The sequence below is a fragment of the Pseudomonas sp. F01002 genome, from assembly GCF_004402115.1.
Lineage (GTDB): Bacteria > Pseudomonadota > Gammaproteobacteria > Pseudomonadales > Pseudomonadaceae > Aquipseudomonas > Aquipseudomonas frigoris.
This window is the reverse complement of the sequence record NZ_SOPU01000015.1, coordinates 473,244-489,061: the sequence shown is the minus strand read 5'-3', so window position 1 is coordinate 489,061 and position 15,818 is coordinate 473,244. Positions and strand designations below refer to the sequence as shown.

At 60.4% G+C, this 15,818-nt stretch carries 17 protein-coding genes; 9 read left to right on the top strand and 8 right to left on the bottom strand.

Annotated features, from left to right (window positions below):
* Window positions 1–80: 80 nt before the first annotated feature.
* From E3W21_RS11775 to E3W21_RS11765, 3 genes are all read right to left on the bottom strand, one after another.
* On the bottom strand, window positions 81–1,094 hold the full coding sequence (locus tag E3W21_RS11775; RefSeq protein WP_129438906.1) for an AI-2E family transporter: 1,014 nt from the start codon (window positions 1,092–1,094) through the stop codon (window positions 81–83).
* Between the two features lie 291 nt (window positions 1,095–1,385).
* The gene (locus E3W21_RS11770; RefSeq protein WP_033055593.1) at window positions 1,386–1,691 is read right to left on the bottom strand and encodes a PsiF family protein; all 306 of its coding nucleotides are present in this window, start codon (window positions 1,689–1,691) and stop codon (window positions 1,386–1,388) included.
* A gap of 64 nt (window positions 1,692–1,755) precedes the next feature.
* Window positions 1,756–2,550: a helix-turn-helix transcriptional regulator gene (locus E3W21_RS11765; protein ID WP_178084132.1), complete on the bottom strand. Its 795-nt coding sequence runs from the start codon at window positions 2,548–2,550 to the stop codon at window positions 1,756–1,758.
* 96 nt (window positions 2,551–2,646) lie between these two features.
* On the opposite strand from E3W21_RS11765, the gene E3W21_RS11760 reads away from it, so the two are divergent.
* A complete protein-coding gene (locus E3W21_RS11760) occupies window positions 2,647–3,534 on the top strand; it encodes a DMT family transporter (protein WP_134419885.1) in 888 nt (295 codons plus the stop codon).
* A gap of 84 nt (window positions 3,535–3,618) precedes the next feature.
* Here the strand turns inward: E3W21_RS11760 and E3W21_RS11755 are convergent, their stop codons facing one another.
* The 3 genes from E3W21_RS11755 to E3W21_RS11745 all read right to left on the bottom strand — a co-directional run bounded on the left by E3W21_RS11755 (window position 3,619) and on the right by E3W21_RS11745 (window position 5,563).
* A complete protein-coding gene (locus E3W21_RS11755; protein WP_134419883.1) occupies window positions 3,619–4,509 on the bottom strand; it encodes a triacylglycerol lipase in 891 nt (296 codons plus the stop codon).
* 109 nt (window positions 4,510–4,618) lie between these two features.
* The gene (locus E3W21_RS11750; protein WP_008157366.1) at window positions 4,619–4,924 is read right to left on the bottom strand and encodes a multidrug efflux SMR transporter; all 306 of its coding nucleotides are present in this window, start codon (window positions 4,922–4,924) and stop codon (window positions 4,619–4,621) included.
* The gene (locus E3W21_RS11745; protein ID WP_129438914.1) at window positions 4,925–5,563 is read right to left on the bottom strand and encodes an FMN-dependent NADH-azoreductase; all 639 of its coding nucleotides are present in this window, start codon (window positions 5,561–5,563) and stop codon (window positions 4,925–4,927) included.
* A 110-nt stretch (window positions 5,564–5,673) separates the two neighbouring features.
* Between E3W21_RS11745 and E3W21_RS11740 the strand changes: the two genes are divergently transcribed.
* On the top strand, window positions 5,674–6,618 hold the full coding sequence (locus E3W21_RS11740) for a LysR substrate-binding domain-containing protein (RefSeq protein WP_166793819.1): 945 nt from the start codon (window positions 5,674–5,676) through the stop codon (window positions 6,616–6,618).
* Window positions 6,619–6,774: 156 nt separating this feature from the next.
* On the opposite strand, the gene E3W21_RS11735 is transcribed toward E3W21_RS11740, so the two are convergent.
* Entirely contained in the window at window positions 6,775–8,850 is a 2,076-nt protein-coding gene (locus E3W21_RS11735) for an AsmA family protein (RefSeq protein WP_134419879.1), read from the bottom strand.
* 387 nt (window positions 8,851–9,237) lie between these two features.
* Between E3W21_RS11735 and E3W21_RS11730 the strand changes: the two genes are divergently transcribed.
* The 7 genes from E3W21_RS11730 to E3W21_RS11700 all read left to right on the top strand — a co-directional run bounded on the left by E3W21_RS11730 (window position 9,238) and on the right by E3W21_RS11700 (window position 14,589).
* Window positions 9,238–9,834, top strand: coding sequence for a hypothetical protein (locus E3W21_RS11730; protein WP_134419877.1), 597 nt, complete (start codon window positions 9,238–9,240; stop codon window positions 9,832–9,834).
* 155 nt (window positions 9,835–9,989) lie between these two features.
* Complete coding sequence (locus tag E3W21_RS11725; protein ID WP_129438920.1) at window positions 9,990–10,622, top strand: TetR family transcriptional regulator; 633 nt, start codon at window positions 9,990–9,992, stop codon at window positions 10,620–10,622.
* Window positions 10,623–10,872: 250 nt separating this feature from the next.
* Window positions 10,873–11,373 (top strand): urease accessory protein UreE, encoded by a 501-nt coding sequence (gene ureE / locus E3W21_RS11720; RefSeq protein ID WP_134419875.1) that lies wholly within the window; start codon window positions 10,873–10,875, stop codon window positions 11,371–11,373.
* A complete protein-coding gene (locus tag E3W21_RS11715) occupies window positions 11,370–12,044 on the top strand; it encodes an urease accessory protein UreF (RefSeq protein WP_129438922.1) in 675 nt (224 codons plus the stop codon). The genes ureE and E3W21_RS11715 overlap by 4 nt, the downstream gene beginning before the upstream one ends.
* A gap of 23 nt (window positions 12,045–12,067) precedes the next feature.
* Entirely contained in the window at window positions 12,068–12,682 is a 615-nt protein-coding gene (gene ureG / locus E3W21_RS11710) for an urease accessory protein UreG (RefSeq protein ID WP_008157381.1), read from the top strand.
* Between the two features lie 33 nt (window positions 12,683–12,715).
* Complete coding sequence (locus E3W21_RS11705) at window positions 12,716–13,288, top strand: HupE/UreJ family protein (RefSeq protein WP_129438924.1); 573 nt, start codon at window positions 12,716–12,718, stop codon at window positions 13,286–13,288.
* Window positions 13,289–13,455: 167 nt separating this feature from the next.
* Entirely contained in the window at window positions 13,456–14,589 is a 1,134-nt protein-coding gene (locus tag E3W21_RS11700) for an AGE family epimerase/isomerase (RefSeq protein ID WP_134419873.1), read from the top strand.
* A gap of 101 nt (window positions 14,590–14,690) precedes the next feature.
* Here E3W21_RS11700 and E3W21_RS11695 read toward each other — a convergent pair whose 3' ends face one another.
* Entirely contained in the window at window positions 14,691–15,458 is a 768-nt protein-coding gene (locus E3W21_RS11695) for an SDR family oxidoreductase (protein WP_056746308.1), read from the bottom strand.
* Window positions 15,459–15,818: the final 360 nt, after the last annotated feature.

Genomic DNA, 15,818 nt, shown 5'->3' with positions numbered 1-15,818 from the left:
CGCTCCCACAGGGGAACGCATTCCAATGTGGGAGCGAGCTTGCTCGCGATGACGTCAGACCAGGCACTGCATCCCTTGGATCAAACCATCCCCACCTGCTTCAACTCACTCTTCAGGTACGCGTAATAAATCGGCCCCGCCACCACCCCCGGCAGGCCGAACGCGGCCTCGAACACCAGCATTGCCAGCAGCAACTCCCACGACTTGGCACTGATCTGCCCGCCAACGATGCGCGCGTTGAGAAAGTATTCGAGCTTGTGGATAAAAATCAGGTACCCCAGCGCCGCCACGGCCACCCAGATCGACAGCGACAGACCGACGATGGTGATCAGGGTGTTCGACATCAGGTTGCCGATCACCGGCAGCAGGCCGAGCAGGAAGGTAAGCACGATCAGGGTTTTGGTCAGCGGCAGCTTGATCCCGAACATCGGCAGGACCACCGCCAGGAAAATCCCGGTGAAGAAGGTGTTGAGCAGGGAAATCTTGATCTGGGCGAACACGATGTTGCGAAACGCCTGGACCAGCAGGTGCAAGCGGTCGAACAGCGCGGCGGCCAAGGGCTTGCGCTTGGTCACGTCCGGCACGCGCTGCAAGGCAATGATCGCCCCCAGCACCATGCCGATCAGCAGCGTCACAAACATGTGCGCCGCGTCCTTGCCCACCAGCTGCAAGTCGCTGAGGTGCTTGCTCACCCACTCGCCAATCGCCACGCGGAACTCGGCAGCGCTGGCGGGCAGATAGGCGTCGATGAACGGCGGCAGTTGCCCGCGCGCCCGATCAACCACACCCATGAATTTGTCGAGAGAAGCGCCGGGGTTTTCCGCCTCATGCAGCAGAAAGCTGAAGGCACCGGCAAAGATCAGCGTCAACACACTGACCACTAGCGTTCCCAACAACGCCACCGCCAGCCAGCGCGCACGCCGACCTTCGATCAGGCGCTGCAATTGCGGGGTGAGCATGTTAACCAGTTCAAACACCAGCAGCCCGGCCAGCAGACTGGGCAGCAACCGCAGCGGTATCACCAGCAACAAACCGCCGAAAATGATGACCCAACTGATGAATAGCAAGACGTGACGTTGAGAAAACGTTGGCATACAGCCTCAAAACGAACGGCGTAAAAGGATTGGCAGTCTGCCAGCGTTCCGATGCCAGCACTAGGGATTGTGTAGGTCGACCTTGGTCGCAATGGTGGCGGATTTTTGCAATGTCCTTGCCGGCCTCTTCGCGAGCAAGTCGAATCGTCGCACCGCCGCTCCCACATTCGACCGAGTTCTTCCAGATGGAATGCGGCTAAATGTGGGAGCGGCGGTGCGACGATTCGACTTGCTCGCGAAGGGGACCTCACAGCCCCCACAAATCTCCCGCCCCACCCATGACCCTGTTGTTTATTTCTTCTTCAGGCAATCGCTCATGAAGGTTTTGCGCGCATCGCCCTTGAGCGCCTTAGTGGCGGCATCGGCGTTGCAGGTTTTCATTTTTTCTTGCTGAGGCGTCAGGGGTTTGGCGGCATCGGCGGCGGGTGCAGCTTTGAGGCAATTGCTCATGAAAGCTTTGCGTTCGTCTCCCTTGAGGGTTTTCGCGGTAGCGTCAGCATTGCAGGTGGTCATCTTGTTCTGTTGCTCAGTGGCGGCGAAGCCCTGGGCGCAAAGCAGCAAACCGATCATCAACAAAGGGACACGCAACATCTTCATGGAGTTTTCTCCTTGTTGCCGCACCGAGGAGCACGGCCTCGCTCTGAAGTGTAGACAACACCTGTTACACCTTCCTGGCCTCAAGGTGACTGCGTCGATACTGTTCCGGCGTGCACTCCGCCTGACGTTGAAACATCGCGATAAATGCTGACCCGGTGCTGTAGCCCATGTCGAAGGCGATCTCCTGAATGCTGCGGTGGCTGTCCAGCGCTTCGATCGCTGCCAGAAACCGCAACCGCTGCCGCCACTCGCCAAAACTCATGCCCAACTCACGCACGAATCGCCGCGCCAGCGTGCGTTCGCTGACATGGATCTGCGCGGCCCACTCCGCCAAGGACCGGTTATCACCGGGCTCGGCCTGCAAGGCTTCGAGTATCCCGAGCAAGCCGGGGCTGCTGGCGTAGGGCAAATAACACTCGTGGATGGGCGCCTGTTGCAGCTGATCTACCAACACCTGAGCCAGACGTTTGTCAGCGTCGTGCTCGGGAATCTTCACATCGCGTGCGGCAAAGTCTTTGAGGATCGCTTTGAGGATGTCGCTGATGGCCAGGGTGCAGGCCTGTTGCGGCAGATCCTGGCACATCGGCGGAGCCAGGCAGACCGCGCGATAGTTGATCGGCTGATGGCTGTTGAAGCTGTGCTCGGTCTGCGGCGGCACCCACACCGCATATTGCGGCGGTGACATAAAGCGGCTGCCGCCGATTTCCATGTGCAATACGCCGTGGGCCGAATACTCCAGCGTGCCCCATGGATGACGGTGCGCCGAGGCATAACGATGCGCATCAAAGTCGGCATAACGGAAGTACACCGGGGCAGGCAGTTCGCTGAAGTCGAGCAGATCGATGTGTTTACTGTTCATGCTGTCCGTCATCAGGGGCAGGTTGTCTGGATCGAAGTATAGGCCTGCATCCAGACAGGCGATAATCACCCCTCATTAACGTTCTGGTTTTTATCGATGCAATACGCTTATCCCTTGTTGGCCATTTTCATTTGGGCCGGCAACACCGTAATCACAAAGATGTCGGCCGGGGCGATCTTCCCCGCCGAGATCGGCTTTTACCGCTGGCTGCTTGCCGGACTGCTGTTCACACCCTTCATGCTCAAACCGGTGATCGACCATTGGCCAGCGATCCGCCCGAACCTGGGCAAGATCGTTGTGCTCGGCGTGCTCGGCATGGCTGTTTACCAAAGCCTGGCGTACTTCGCTGCGAGCCTGACCTCGGCCACCAACATGGGCATCATCCTGTCGCTGATGCCACTGATGTCGCTGGCCATGGCGATCATTAGCCTGGGCCAGCGCCTGACCATCGGGGCCCTGGCCGGTGCGGTGCTGTCGCTCGCGGGGGTTTTGGTGGTCGTCTCATCCGGCAGCCTTGGTGCGCTGCTCGAACACGGGGTGAACCTGGGTGACGCGATGATGCTGATCGCCACCCTGGCCTACGCGATTTACAGCACGCTGCTGAAAAAGTGGCAGCTGCGTTTGCCGCCGCTGGTGTTGCTGTACTTGCAGGTATGGGTGGCGGTGGTGGTGCTGTTTCCGCTGTTCCTCGCGTCACCGAAGATCGGCCCCACGCTGCAGAACATTCCGCTGGTGCTTTACGCCTGCCTGCTGGCCTCGATGGTTGCGCCATTGGCGTGGATGCAGGCAGTGATCCGCCTGGGGCCGAGCCGGACCACGCTATTTTTCAATCTGCTGCCGTTGATTACTGCGCTGATTGCGGCGGTGGTGCTGCATGAGCAGTTGGCGATGTATCACTTGGTGGGCGGGATGTTGACGTTGGGTGGGGTGATTCTTTCCGAGCGCTGGACCACGGTGTTGGGCCGTAAGATAAGCGTCGCCTGATAGAAAAAGATCGCAGCCTTCGGCAGCTCCTACGGGAGAACGCATTCCAACGTAGGAGCTGGCGAAGCCTGCGATCTTTTGATCTTATAGACCCGCGGCCTTCAACCGCGCAGCATGCTCGACAAACAACCGGACCGGCTCCGCGCCCTTGCCCACCAAACCCAACGACTGATTGACGATGTCGAAGTGATCCATCGGATACTCATCGCCGATCACTGTCCCAAGGTGCGAGCTGTAACGCCCGACCATTCCGTCGCAATACCCGACTTCTCGAACGAAGGTCCTGGCAAACAACCGACAACTGCGGTTGGTCCCATCAAACAGGTTTCGCCCGCGATCGGTCTTGCCCGGCTGCAAGGTCCCGGACCATGAGTAATACCGCACGCCATTGACCTCTTCCGGCCCATGCCCGCCCCAGGTATCAGGCAAGCCCTGTGGATAACGCTGGTTGAACAGCGCCACGCCTTCAGTCGTCAGTGAATGATGGGAGGCATGGATATCCACCGGCAATTTCGGCCCGCGATAACCGGTTTCCAGCAGGCTCATCAGCGCACTGGTCCAGCGCAGTAAAACGCTGAGCAAACGCCCCTTGGCGCTGTCTCCCGGATAGTGTTTGTGCAGGTAATCCGCCAATTCTGAACCGTGATTGGGTCCTGCGACCGAGGTAACCGAGGCGACCCGGTCCGGGCGTTTGGCGGCGGCATAACGGGCGGTCAGCGCCCCTTGGCTATGGCCGATCAGGTTGACTTTCTCGGCCCCGGTTTCGCACAGAATTTCCTCGATCCGCGCCAGCAGTTGCTCGCCGCGCACTTCGCAGGAGTTGATCGGCGAGACCTGCACCGCTATCACCGTCGCCCCACCCCGGCGCAACGCCGAGATAATCCCGTACCAATACGGATAGATCAGCAGACGGATAAACCCGAGCATTCCCGGGACCAGCACCAACGGGTAACGCGTGGCGGAACCTTGCGACATGGGCGAACGTCCTTGTGATCGGTGAGGTGACGCAAGGCTGAATGCAAGCCATCAGCCAAGCATCGGCATCGAAGATGACAACTCGACGACAAGTTTATGACACCCCACCCTACTTCAGCCCTACCACCCCTGCCACGATCAACCCGACCGACACCAGTTTGACCGCCGTCAGGCTTTCGCCGAGCAGCGCAAACCCGAGAAACACCGTTCCCAGTGAGCCGATGGCGGTCCAGATCGGGTAAGCGATGCTCACCGGCAACTCGCGCATAGCCAGGGTCAGGAAGTAGATCCCGCCCACCGCGGCCACCACGGTGATCATCGACGGCCAGAGCCGGGTGAAGCCTTCGGCGTACTTCATGCCCATGGCAAAGGTGACTTCGAAGCCGGCGGCGATCAGCAAAAACAGCCAGGCCATCTAGAACTCCCTGGCCAGCGCCCGCAAACGCTGCTCGGCCTCGGCGGCGGAGATCTGGAAGGTGCGCGCCTCGGATTCTTCGCCTTCGGCGGCCACGACCGTGATGTCGGTGATGCCGATGAACCCCAATGCCGTTCGCAACAACGGATCGGCATGGTTCATCGCCTCAAGTGCTCCACCGGGCCCGAAACCGAACCCGCCGCGACTGGTGACGATCAACGCCTTTTTGCCCTGCACCAGCGGTTCGTATTGAGCGACGCCGTTGTCCAGGGTGTGATTGAAGGTCAACCCGAGTCGCACAATCTGATCGATCCAGGCCTTGAGGCCGCTGGGCACGCTGAAGTTGTGCATCGGCGTGGAAATCACCAATAAATCGTGGCCAAGTAACTCGCCCACCAGTTCATCGCTGAACGCCAGGTCGGCCTGCATCGACAGCGGTCGCGCATCGGGCTCGGGGTAAAACGCTGCGGCCACAAAAGCCTCGTTGACCGGCGGAATCAACGCCCGACCGACTTCGCGACGGGTCAGGTGCGACTGCGGATTGGCCGCTTGCCAGGCTGAAAGAAACACCTCAGCCAAACGCCGGGAGTGAGAACGGTCGCCACGGGGGCTGGCATGTACGGCAAGAATTTTGCTCATCTGAATCTCCTGAAGGACTAAACTCAAACTGCTTGTGGCTTGCAGCTTGAAGCGCGTAGCCGCCCCTCTTCAAATGACCAAAAATCAGTCTGGATGAGTTTATTTCATCCATGGAGCTTTCAATGTTTGCCTCGCTGCCGCTGACCGCCCTGCGCGCCTTTGAATCCGCCTCGCGCCTGCTGAGCTTCAAGGCTGCCGCCGAAGAACTCTCGGTGACGCCGACCGCGGTTTCTCATCAGATTCGTTCGCTGGAGACCTGGCTCGGTGTGCCGTTATTCGAGCGACTGCCACGGCAAGTTCGCCTGACGGACTGCGGTGAACGGCTGTTCCACAGCTTGCACGGTGCTTTGCTGGAGGTGGCGCAAAGTGTCGATACCTTGCGCCCGCAACGCAGCGGCGCGAGCCTGACGATCTCCACCACCGCCGCTTTCGCTGCGTTGTGGCTGGTGCCCCGGCTGGGCCGGTTCTACGCCCGGCACCCGAACATCAGCCTGCGGCTCGATACCCACTGCGAAGTCATCGATTTGCATCAGGACGCCAGCGTCGATCTGGTGCTGCGCTATAGCCTCGGTGATTACCCGAACCTTTATGGCCTGTGTCTGTTCGACGAATCCTTCGGTGTCTATGGCTCGCCGGAGCAAGTCGCCCTGGCCGCCAGCCGAGCGCCGACACTGATCAGCGTGCGCTGGCACAACTCCAAACTGTACGCCCACGGCTGGGAGGCCTGGTGCGCACAATCCGGCGAGAACTGGCTTGCGGGGAAGCCAGCGGTTCGTGAATACGACGAAGAACATTACGCCCTGCAAGCGGCGATTGCCGGGCAAGGCCTGGTGCTGGCCAGCAACATTCTGGTGTCCGAGAGCGTGGCCAGTGGTTTGCTGGTGGCTTACAAGGGTGAGGTTCAGGTCGATGGTGCCGGTTACGCTGCACTGTGCGTGCCGGGGCGCGAACGGCATCCGCCGGTGCGGGCGTTTTTTGCGTGGTTAAAGGAGGAAGCAGCGTTATCAGGGCTATTGCCGAGATCGCAGCCTTCGGTAGCTCCTATGAGGGGATGACATGGCCGACACTCTGAAAGACCTGTAGCGCCTGCCAGACCGCCATCGTCGGATCGCCGCCCGGAGCAAGCTCGCTCCCACAGGAGATCACTGTACCTGTGGGAGCGAGCTTGCTCCGGGCGGCGATCCGACGATGGCGTCCTTATAGGCACCTGATTACTTGGTGGGTTTAACGGTCACGGGGGCCTTGCCGGCCTTCATCTGCTCCAATAACGGCGCGCACTGATTCGGTTCGCCACCGCTCGGCGCCACCAGCGCCAGCAACCCCGCCGCCGGCGCCGCAATCACACCCAACGCCACCATCCCCGCCCCACGCAGTATCAGTGGCACAGCCTTCACACCGGCATCAGGCTTGATGAATTTGCCCCGCACATACAGCGGCGAACGCAGCGAAATCAAGCGCCAGCCCTTGGATTCCGGGGTGATGGTCAGGTCCAGTTGCTCAGTCGCCATGTTCGCCGTGCCATCGATGTAGATGATCGCGTTCTCGGTATCGAAGACGAACAGGCGCGTGGTCGCCAGTCCGGTCTTGATGTCGAAGTCGGCGGCAGCGCAGTTGATCTTCACTTCCTTGTCGCCAAAGATCTTGCCCACCACATAGTTGCCGACGTTCAGCCCGGCCAGCTCCATCAACTCGCGGCTGATAGCGCCATCGTTAATCAGCATCTTCAGATTGCCATTGGCGGTGCCCAGCAGTTTGGCCACCGAGTTGCCACGACCGGTGATGTCGGCATCGCCATTGAGCTCGCCGAAACTGGTTTTCATCGGCTCAAAGGTCGGGAACAACTGCTTGAGTTTGAACTTGCGTGCGGTGAGTTTTGCCCGGCCTTCCAGCGGTTCGGTTCGGCCATTGAGGCGAATCTGAGCATCCAGGTTGCCACCGGCCACGCCGAAGCGCAGGGGCTCAAGGCTCAGCACACCGTCAGTGAGTATCAGGTGGGTGTAGAGATCGTTGAACGGCAGTTTTTCGCTATGGACGATGCGCTTACCGGTGAACTCGACGTCAGCGTCCATATCGCGCCAGCGCTCGGTTTTAAACTCTTCGACCGGCAATACCTTGTCCGCCGGCTGCTTGCTTTCGCCGCCACGGGCCTTTTGTTTGGCGTTGGAATCGGCACCGATCAGCGGAGCCAGGTCGGCAAATAGCAGTTGATTGGAAACCAGCGATCCGCTCAGCTTCGGGCGCGGCTGGCTGGCGACATAGGCCAGGCTGCCATGGATGTCGCTCTGACCGATCTTGCCGTTGAATTCTTCGTAACGGAACACTGCACCGTCCGCTTCATGCAGTTTGGCGATCAAGTGGCCGTCAGTCTCGTACGGCGGTGTGTCCGGCAGGGTCACGCCGGTCAGCGGGTAGAGATTGCCCAGGCTGGTGCCGGCCAGTTTCAGGCGCAAGTCCAGGGCGCCGAGGTTCAGTGGATCGGTGAGGGTGCCGGCCAGTTCGACACTGGTGTCGGCGATTTTCACTTGTGCTTGAAGCGGGAACGGTCTGGCGGCGTCCTGCAACGCCAGCAGGCCGCCGATTTTGCCTTCGCCCGCGAGTTTCTGGCCGTGGTATTGGCCTTTGACCTTCAGCGCGAATGCGTAATCCTGCGGCGCAGCGCCCTTCTCCGACGCGGTTTTCGCGGCTTTGTCACCGACGATGTCGCTGAACGGAATCGGTTTGCCCAGCGGGTCGATGATCAAGTCGAGCTGAGTTTTCAGGCTCTGGTCGTCGAGGGTGACGTGGCCTTTATCGAAGCCGATCGCACCGATGTCCACCACCCAGCTTGAAGGCTCGGCGTTCGGGTCTTTGGGGTCGAACTTGAAGGTCCAGTTGGCGCGACCATCGGCCAGGCGCTGGAAGTCGGCATTCGGTTCGGTCAGGTCAATACGCGGGATCATCACGCGCTGCGCCAGCAAGGCCAGGGGCGAGAGGCGCAACTCGACGCGTTTGAGGGTGACCATCTGCGGCTTCTTCGACCAGTCCGGGTTGCCCAGGCTCAAGTCCTGCGCCACGACATGCGGCCACGGCACCCACGCGCGCCAGCCGCTCTCGTCGGGTTCACGTTGCCAGACCACCGCGAGGTTGCCGTTGATGGCGAACGGGCGGTGCAGCTCTTCGGAAACTTTGGCGTTAAGCGGTGGCTTGATCCGGTTCCAATCGAAGAACGCGATGATCAGAACCAGGACGACCAGCAGGACAACAAGGCTGGCGAGGGTCCAGGTAAAAACTTTACGAGTGCGCGTCATTGCACAGGGCTCCTGATACGACTGAGCGCCCTGACTGCGACGCACGTTTGAAACGTTAGGCCAGAACCGGCCTGCCATGGAGTCTACGACTGGGAAATGGCGCGCAGGTTTAACCGAAATGCCGCTTAACGCTCAATTAATCGGTCGGCGACAGGATGCCCCCTCAATCCAGCGTTACCGGACCCGCACTTTTGCAAGGCGCAAGTGAGTCGAAAATACCCATCTCAGCGCAAAAACGTCTGCCGGAAACGCCCGATTTAGAGCTGTTCCACGGAACAATCAATTCCGTTGATTATTACCATTGCGTTTATGAACTTTTATATCGACTTATCGAGAGTAGCATTGCCCTCGTACCCACTTTATCGCCCTCCTACGGAGCACCCAATCATGAAACGCCAATTACTGTTTAGCCTTACCCTCTCGATGCTGGCCAGCACGGCTTTCGCCCTGCCAGCTGCTGACCAGGCGACCCCACAAGTCAAATCCACCCACTCGGTATTCAGCCAAACCGTCGCCGAAGGTGGCAATGATCGCCTGAAAGAAAAAGGCCTGATCACCCAGGATGGTTCGGACCGTACTCCACAAGGCCAAACCCTGGCTGCTGACGGTTCCGATCGCACTCCACAAGGTCAAACCTTGGCTGCTGATGGTTCCGATCGCACTCCACAGGGTCAAACCTTGGCTGCTGATGGTTCCGACCGCACTCCACAGGGTCAAACCTTGGCTGCTGATGGTTCCGACCGCACTCCACTAGGTCAAACCTTGGCTGCTGATGGTTCCGATCGCACTCCACAAGGTCAAACCCTGGCTGCTGATGGTTCCGATCGCACTCCACAGGGTCAAACCCTCGCTGCTGACGGTTCCGATCGCACCCCACAAGGTCAAACCCTGGCTGCTGACGGTTCCGACCGCACTCCACAAGGTCAAACCCTCGCTGAAGGTGGTGGTGACCGTGTCATCGAACGCAACAGCGCTTTGAGCTGAGCCCATGGCGGCCCTGAAAAAAGCCCAATCCCCGGATTGGGCTTTTGACGTTATAGAGGCCTCACTTCCCCGCTTGATTCCCCGATAGTCATTCGACGCCGGCAAAGCCGATTTGCTAGAGTGCGCCGCTGTCTTATCCAGAAAACACCCTTGCGATGCTGCCCCGCGCCGAACAGAAACAACAGACCCGCAACGCCCTGATGGACGCTGCCCGCCACTTGATGGAATGCGGCCGAGGATTCGGCAGCCTGAGCCTGCGCGAAGTCGCCAGAACCGCCGGGATTGTGCCCACCGGTTTCTACCGGCATTTCACCGATATGGATGAACTGGGCCTGGTACTGGTGAGTGAAGTCGGTCAGACCTTCCGCGAAACCATTCGCCTGGTGCGCCACAACGAGTTCGTCATGGGCGGCATCATTGACGCCTCGGTGCGGATCTTTCTCGACGTGGTCACGGCCAATCGCTCGCAGTTCCTGTTTCTCGCTCGCGAGCAGTACGGCGGCTCGCTGCCAGTGCGCCAGGCCATTGGCCGCTTGCGCGAAGACATCAGCTCGGACCTGGCAGCCGACTTGTCCTTGATGCCGAAACTGCAACACCTGGACATCGCCGGCCTGAGCGTCATGGCCGATCTGATTGTTAAAAGCGTGTTCGCGACCTTGCCGGATATCATTGATCCGCCTGCGCAGGCGCTGCCCGAGCATCTGACGCCGCAGGCGAAAATCACTCAGCAGTTGCGCTTTATCTTTATCGGCCTCAAACACTGGCAAGGCTTGGGCAGCACCGAGTGACTTCTTAAAAGATCGCAGCCTTCGGCAGCTCCTACATGGATCGCATTTCCCTGTAGGAGCTGCCGAAGGCTGCGATCTTTTTTTGTGCGCCGCAATTTGGTGCGAGCAGCTCTGCACCGCACCAAATTCATCCAAATCGCCGCAGCATCCTGGAGAATTTGCTGAGCTCCGACAGGCATTTCCTACGTATCACCCGATTGGCAAGCCCCTTGCTCTAGCCTAAGCATTGTCCATTGCTGGAAGCCTTCCGATGCTGGTGATTCATCGCAGAATCGACCCTCAACCCGTCTGGGCCGCCGAGTTGCACCTGACCTTCGAAGCCCGGAGCAAAAGCCGTTTGCGCTGTTTCAGTGCCGAGGGTGAAGACGTCGGGCTGTTTTTGGAGCGCGGTCAGCCACCGCTGCATGACGGCGAGTGTCTGCAAGCCGAAGACGGGCGCACCGTGCGCGTCTGCGCCCGGGCCGAGCAACTGCTGCACGTCACCTGCGCCAATGCTTTCGAACTGACTCGCGCCGCCTATCACCTCGGCAACCGCCACGTCGCCCTGCAAGTTGGCGATGGCTGGTTGCGCCTGCTCGACGACTACGTGCTCAAGGCCATGCTCGAACAGCTTGATGCCAAGGTCGAAAACATCGAAGCGCCGTTCCAGCCGGAACACGGCGCCTACGGTGGCGGCCACCACCATTCGCGCCACGGCGACGAAGACTTCAACTACCCGCCGAAACTGCACCAGTTCGGCGTACGGCTATGAACCCAGCCTGGGCGCTGTTGCGCCTGGCCAGTCCGCAGTTGCCGATTGGCGGTTACAGCTATTCCCAAGGCCTGGAAATGGCTGTGGATAACGGCCGCGTCAACGACTCCAATAGCGCCCGTTGCTGGATCAGTGATCAGTTGCTGCTGAACCTGGCGCGCTTCGAAGCGCCGTTGCTGCTCGCCCATTGTGTGGCCGCCTTTGATGAAAACTGGGGTGAATTACTGCAACGCTGCGAAGAACATCGCGCCAGCCGGGAAACCCGCGAGCTGCATCAGGAAAGTCGGCAGATGGGTTATTCGTTGCAGCAACTGCTCAACGGTTTGCCTGAGCTTGATGCGCCGGCCCGCGCCTTTCTTGAACAACGTCCCGAGCCGCACCTGGCCCTCGGCTGGGCACTGGCCGCTCGCGCCTGGAATATCAGCCCGCAAGACGCACTGGCGGCGTGGCTCTGGAGTTGGCTGGAAAACCAATTAGCGGTGCTGATGAAAACCCTGCCACTGGGCCAGCAAGCCGCGCAACGCCTGACCAGCGAACTGCTGCCGCTGCTGCAACAAGCCCAACAGAACGCCACCCGAATCAACCCCGAACACTATGGCAGCGCCGCTTTCGGCCTGTCCCTGGCGTGCATGGCCCATGAGCGCCAGTACAGCCGTCTGTTCCGTTCCTAGGGCCTTTAAATTTGGAGAATCACATGAACACACAACCCCTGCGCGTCGGCATCGGCGGCCCGGTCGGTTCCGGCAAAACCGCTCTGACTTTGGCCCTGTGCCTGGCGCTGCGCGACCGCTACAACCTGGCGGTGGTCACCAACGACATCTACACCCGCGAAGACGCCGACTTTCTGGTGCGCAACGAAGCATTGGCGCCGGAGCGAATCATCGGCGTGGAAACCGGCGGCTGCCCGCACACGGCGATTCGCGAGGACGCCTCGATCAACCTTGAAGCCGTGGATCAACTGAACCGCCGTTTTCCGGGGCTGGACCTGATCCTCGTGGAGTCCGGTGGCGACAACCTGTCCGCCACCTTCAGCCCGGAACTGTCCGACCTGACCATCTACGTGATCGACGTCTCGGCCGGCGACAAGCTGCCGCGCAAGGGTGGGCCGGGGATCTGCAAATCCGACTTGCTGGTGATCAACAAAATCGACCTCGCGCCATTGGTGGGTGCGTCGCTGGAGTTGATGGACAGCGACACCAAGCGCATGCGCAACGGCAAACCGTTCGTTTTCAGCAACCAGAAAACCGGCCTCGGCCTGGAAGAAATCATCGCCTTTATCGAACGCCAGGGCCTGCTGACAGCGGCGTGAACACGATCAACTTATCAACAAGGAAGCTTATCCATGACACTTAAACGCATTCTGGGCGCCATGGCCCTGCTGCTGACCCCGGCCATCGCCTTCGCCCACCCGGGGCATGGCGACAACGGTTTGATCGCCGGCATCAGCCACCCGATCGGAGGCCTCGATCACTTATTGGCGATGGTTGCGGTCGGTTTGTGGGCAGCGCAGCAGAAAGGCGCTGCACGCTGGGCGCTGCCGTGCACATTCGTCGGCATCATGCTGATCGGCGGGTTATTGGGGTTTAAAGGGCTGAACCTGCCAGCGCTGGAGAGCGGGATTGCGGCGTCGGTGCTGGCGCTGGGTCTGGCGGTGGCGTTGGCCGTGCGTCCGCCGTTGAGCCTGGCGGTTGCGGCAACCGCGTTGTTTGCGCTGTTCCATGGGGTGGCGCATGGCTTGGAATTGCCGGACATGTCTAGCCCTTGGGCGTATGCCACCGGTTTTGTCGCGGCGACAGCTGCGTTGCATGGGTTGGGTTACGCCGTCGTGCGGGTGTTGCCTCAAGCGGCGGCGCCATTGGTTCGACTGGCGGGTGCAGCGTCGGCGGCGACAGGTGTGTGGTTGCTGGCAGGCTGACTTTCTATCGCCTGCGAGGGCCTCATCGCGAGCAAGCTCGGCTCCCACATTGGAATGCGTACTCCTGTGGGAGCCGAGCTTGCTCGCGATAGCGGTCTGACAGACACCGCATCTCTCAGGCCTGATAACATGTCGCGCAATCAACCCTGCCGTGACGACGCCAGCCAATGCCGCCTGTTTCCCGCTCCGCCTCCCAGCCTGAATTGACCGCTCTGTTTGCCTCGGTGCATCAGCACTTCCAGGACGTGATCGTGCCGCTCTGGCAAGGCCCCGGCTGGAATGCCGACATGGCGCTGCCCTATGAGGCGCTGGACGCCGAGCATCAACCGCTGCCGCCCCAACGCTACCGGGCCATGGCCTGCGCGCGGCAGCTCTACCTGTTTTCCAGCCTGATCGGCCAGGTACCGGCCGCCGAAGAGCGCGCCGCAGCGCTGTTCCGTTCCTTGCAGCAGCATTTCCACGATGCCGAGCATGGCGGCTGGTTCTATAGCGTCGACCCGCAGGGCGCGCCCCTGGATCAGCGTAAAGACCTCTACACCCACGCCTTCATCCTGTTCGCCTGCGCCCATTACTGGGACAAAGTCCGCGAGCCGCTGGTGGAATCGGTGCTCAACGCCGTACTGGAAGTGGTCGCGCAGCGCTTTGCCACGGGCGACGGCCTGTACGAAGCCAGCCTCGACCGTGACTGGTCCTCGCTCGAGTCCGGACCGCTGCAAAATCCCCTGATGCACTTGGCCGAAGCCTTCCTCGCCACGCTGTCGGTGCGCAAAGACGTCGCCGTGCAAGACGCGCTCGTCGAGTTATGCACAGCGATGCAGAAGCGTTTTATTGACCCGCAACACGGTGTGTTGATGGAGAAACCGCTGGGCGCTGTGGATAACTGGTTTGAACCGGGGCACCAGTTCGAGTGGTATTTCCTGCTGGAATCGTCTTCGTTGCTGCGCGGTTCGGCACTGCATGCTTCTCTGGAACGTGCTTTTGCGTTCACCGAACAACTGGGCGTCGATCAACACACCGGCGCCGTGCGGGCCATGCTCGACCTAGAACCGAACGGCCCGCCTCGGGACGCTACGCAGCGAATCTGGGCGCAGGCTGAATACCTGCGTGCCCTGACCTTGCGGCCAGACAGCGAGGCAGCGGTGCTGCACCAATTGCAGGCGTTGCAGCTGCGCTTTCTGCATGCGGGGGGCTGGTATGAGTGCCGTGACGAGAACGGTGACGTGACCCGTCGGGACATGCCGTCGACCACGCCTTATCACTTGGCAACCTGCTATCGCGGAATAGCCGACTATCTTCGTTGATTGGGCGATCGCCTTCGCGAGCAAGCCCGCTCCCACACTGGACCTGTGTTCGCAGGACTAATGTGGGAGCGGGCTTGCTCGCGAATGGCCGTTACGCGGTCTTAAGCCTTGGCATTACGCTCAATCGCAAACCCGCTCCACGTCTGGCTCACCGGCATCAACTCCAGGCTGTTGATGTTGATGTGCGCCGGAGCATTGAGCACCCAGAAAATGGTGTCGGCGATGTCTTGCGGCTGGATCGGCTCGGCACCGGCGTAGGTCGCGTTGTAACGCTCCTGGTCACCGGCGAAACGCACCAGTGAGAACTCGCTTTCGCACAGGCCCGGCTCGATATTGCTGACCCGCACGCCTGTACCTTGCAGGTCGCAGCGCAGGTTCAGGGAAAACTGTTTAACGAACGCCTTGCTCGCGCCATACACGTGGCTGCCCGGGTACGGGTAGTTGCCGGCGATGGAACCAAGGTTGACGATGCCGGCACCACGACCGTGAGCGATCAGGCGGGGCAACAACAGACGAGTGCTGTACATCAGGCCTTTGATGTTGGTGTCGACCATGGTGTCCCAATCATCAAGGTCGCACTTGGGCGCCGGGTCAACACCCAGGGCCAGCCCGGCGTTGTTGATCAGCCCGCGCAGTTTGGCGAAGGACGGCGGCAGGTTGGCGATTGCCTCCTCCATGGCCTTGCGATCACGCACGTCGAGCACCAGGCCATGGACCTCGGTCTGCTTCGACAACTCGGCGCACAGCGCATTGAGGCGCTCTTCACGACGGCCGGTCAGCACCAGTTTCCAGCCGGCTTCGGCAAAACGACGGGCGCAGGCTTCACCAAAACCGGAGGTCGCGCCGGTAATAAACAGGGTGTTGGACATCGTGTTCTCCTTGCTTCGGCTGATCGACAGCCACTGGAATAGAAAATCAGCAGCCAGCATGCCCGGCCTTGCCCACAGCGGCAACTACCGCAGAAGCTGTACAAAAAACGATCAAACGTTGCCACGCCTTACCTGCCGTGGCTTACAGCCATGTGCGCGCACCTTATCCACAGGCCGGTCCACAGTTTCCGGGGGCAAGTGGAAAAGCTGTAAGCCGCTGTGCACAAGGCTTTGCGGGCAAATTGGAAATTTTTTTGCTTGACCCTGGAACGCGGGGTGTGTAGCCCATGGCATTTTGCACGATTGACCGACCATACCGACGATGGCGCCAAGCCAGCAACTACGGCCTTCAGCCGAGTC

Excerpts from the sequence above, each read along its gene's own strand:
- ureE (WP_134419875.1), top strand. The coding sequence starts at position 10,873 with ATGCTGGTGATTCATCGCAGAATCGACCCTCAACCCGTCTGGGCCGCC.
- E3W21_RS11705 (WP_129438924.1), top strand. The coding sequence starts at position 12,716 with ATGACACTTAAACGCATTCTGGGCGCCATGGCCCTGCTGCTGACCCCG.
- E3W21_RS11715 (WP_129438922.1), top strand. The coding sequence starts at position 11,370 with ATGAACCCAGCCTGGGCGCTGTTGCGCCTGGCCAGTCCGCAGTTGCCG.
- E3W21_RS11765 (WP_178084132.1), bottom strand. The coding sequence starts at position 2,550 with ATGAACAGTAAACACATCGATCTGCTCGACTTCAGCGAACTGCCTGCC.
- E3W21_RS11730 (WP_134419877.1), top strand. The coding sequence starts at position 9,238 with ATGAAACGCCAATTACTGTTTAGCCTTACCCTCTCGATGCTGGCCAGC.
- E3W21_RS11735 (WP_134419879.1), bottom strand. The coding sequence starts at position 8,850 with ATGACGCGCACTCGTAAAGTTTTTACCTGGACCCTCGCCAGCCTTGTT.
- E3W21_RS11700 (WP_134419873.1), top strand. The coding sequence starts at position 13,456 with ATGCCGCCTGTTTCCCGCTCCGCCTCCCAGCCTGAATTGACCGCTCTG.
- E3W21_RS11740 (WP_166793819.1), top strand. The coding sequence starts at position 5,674 with ATGGAGCTTTCAATGTTTGCCTCGCTGCCGCTGACCGCCCTGCGCGCC.
- E3W21_RS11755 (WP_134419883.1), bottom strand. The coding sequence starts at position 4,509 with ATGTCGCAAGGTTCCGCCACGCGTTACCCGTTGGTGCTGGTCCCGGGA.
- E3W21_RS11745 (WP_129438914.1), bottom strand. The coding sequence starts at position 5,563 with ATGAGCAAAATTCTTGCCGTACATGCCAGCCCCCGTGGCGACCGTTCT.
- E3W21_RS11750 (WP_008157366.1), bottom strand. The coding sequence starts at position 4,924 with ATGGCCTGGCTGTTTTTGCTGATCGCCGCCGGCTTCGAAGTCACCTTT.
- E3W21_RS11725 (WP_129438920.1), top strand. The coding sequence starts at position 9,990 with ATGCTGCCCCGCGCCGAACAGAAACAACAGACCCGCAACGCCCTGATG.
- E3W21_RS11760 (WP_134419885.1), top strand. The coding sequence starts at position 2,647 with ATGCAATACGCTTATCCCTTGTTGGCCATTTTCATTTGGGCCGGCAAC.
- E3W21_RS11775 (WP_129438906.1), bottom strand. The coding sequence starts at position 1,094 with ATGCCAACGTTTTCTCAACGTCACGTCTTGCTATTCATCAGTTGGGTC.
- E3W21_RS11695 (WP_056746308.1), bottom strand. The coding sequence starts at position 15,458 with ATGTCCAACACCCTGTTTATTACCGGCGCGACCTCCGGTTTTGGTGAA.
- ureG (WP_008157381.1), top strand. The coding sequence starts at position 12,068 with ATGAACACACAACCCCTGCGCGTCGGCATCGGCGGCCCGGTCGGTTCC.
- E3W21_RS11770 (WP_033055593.1), bottom strand. The coding sequence starts at position 1,691 with ATGAAGATGTTGCGTGTCCCTTTGTTGATGATCGGTTTGCTGCTTTGC.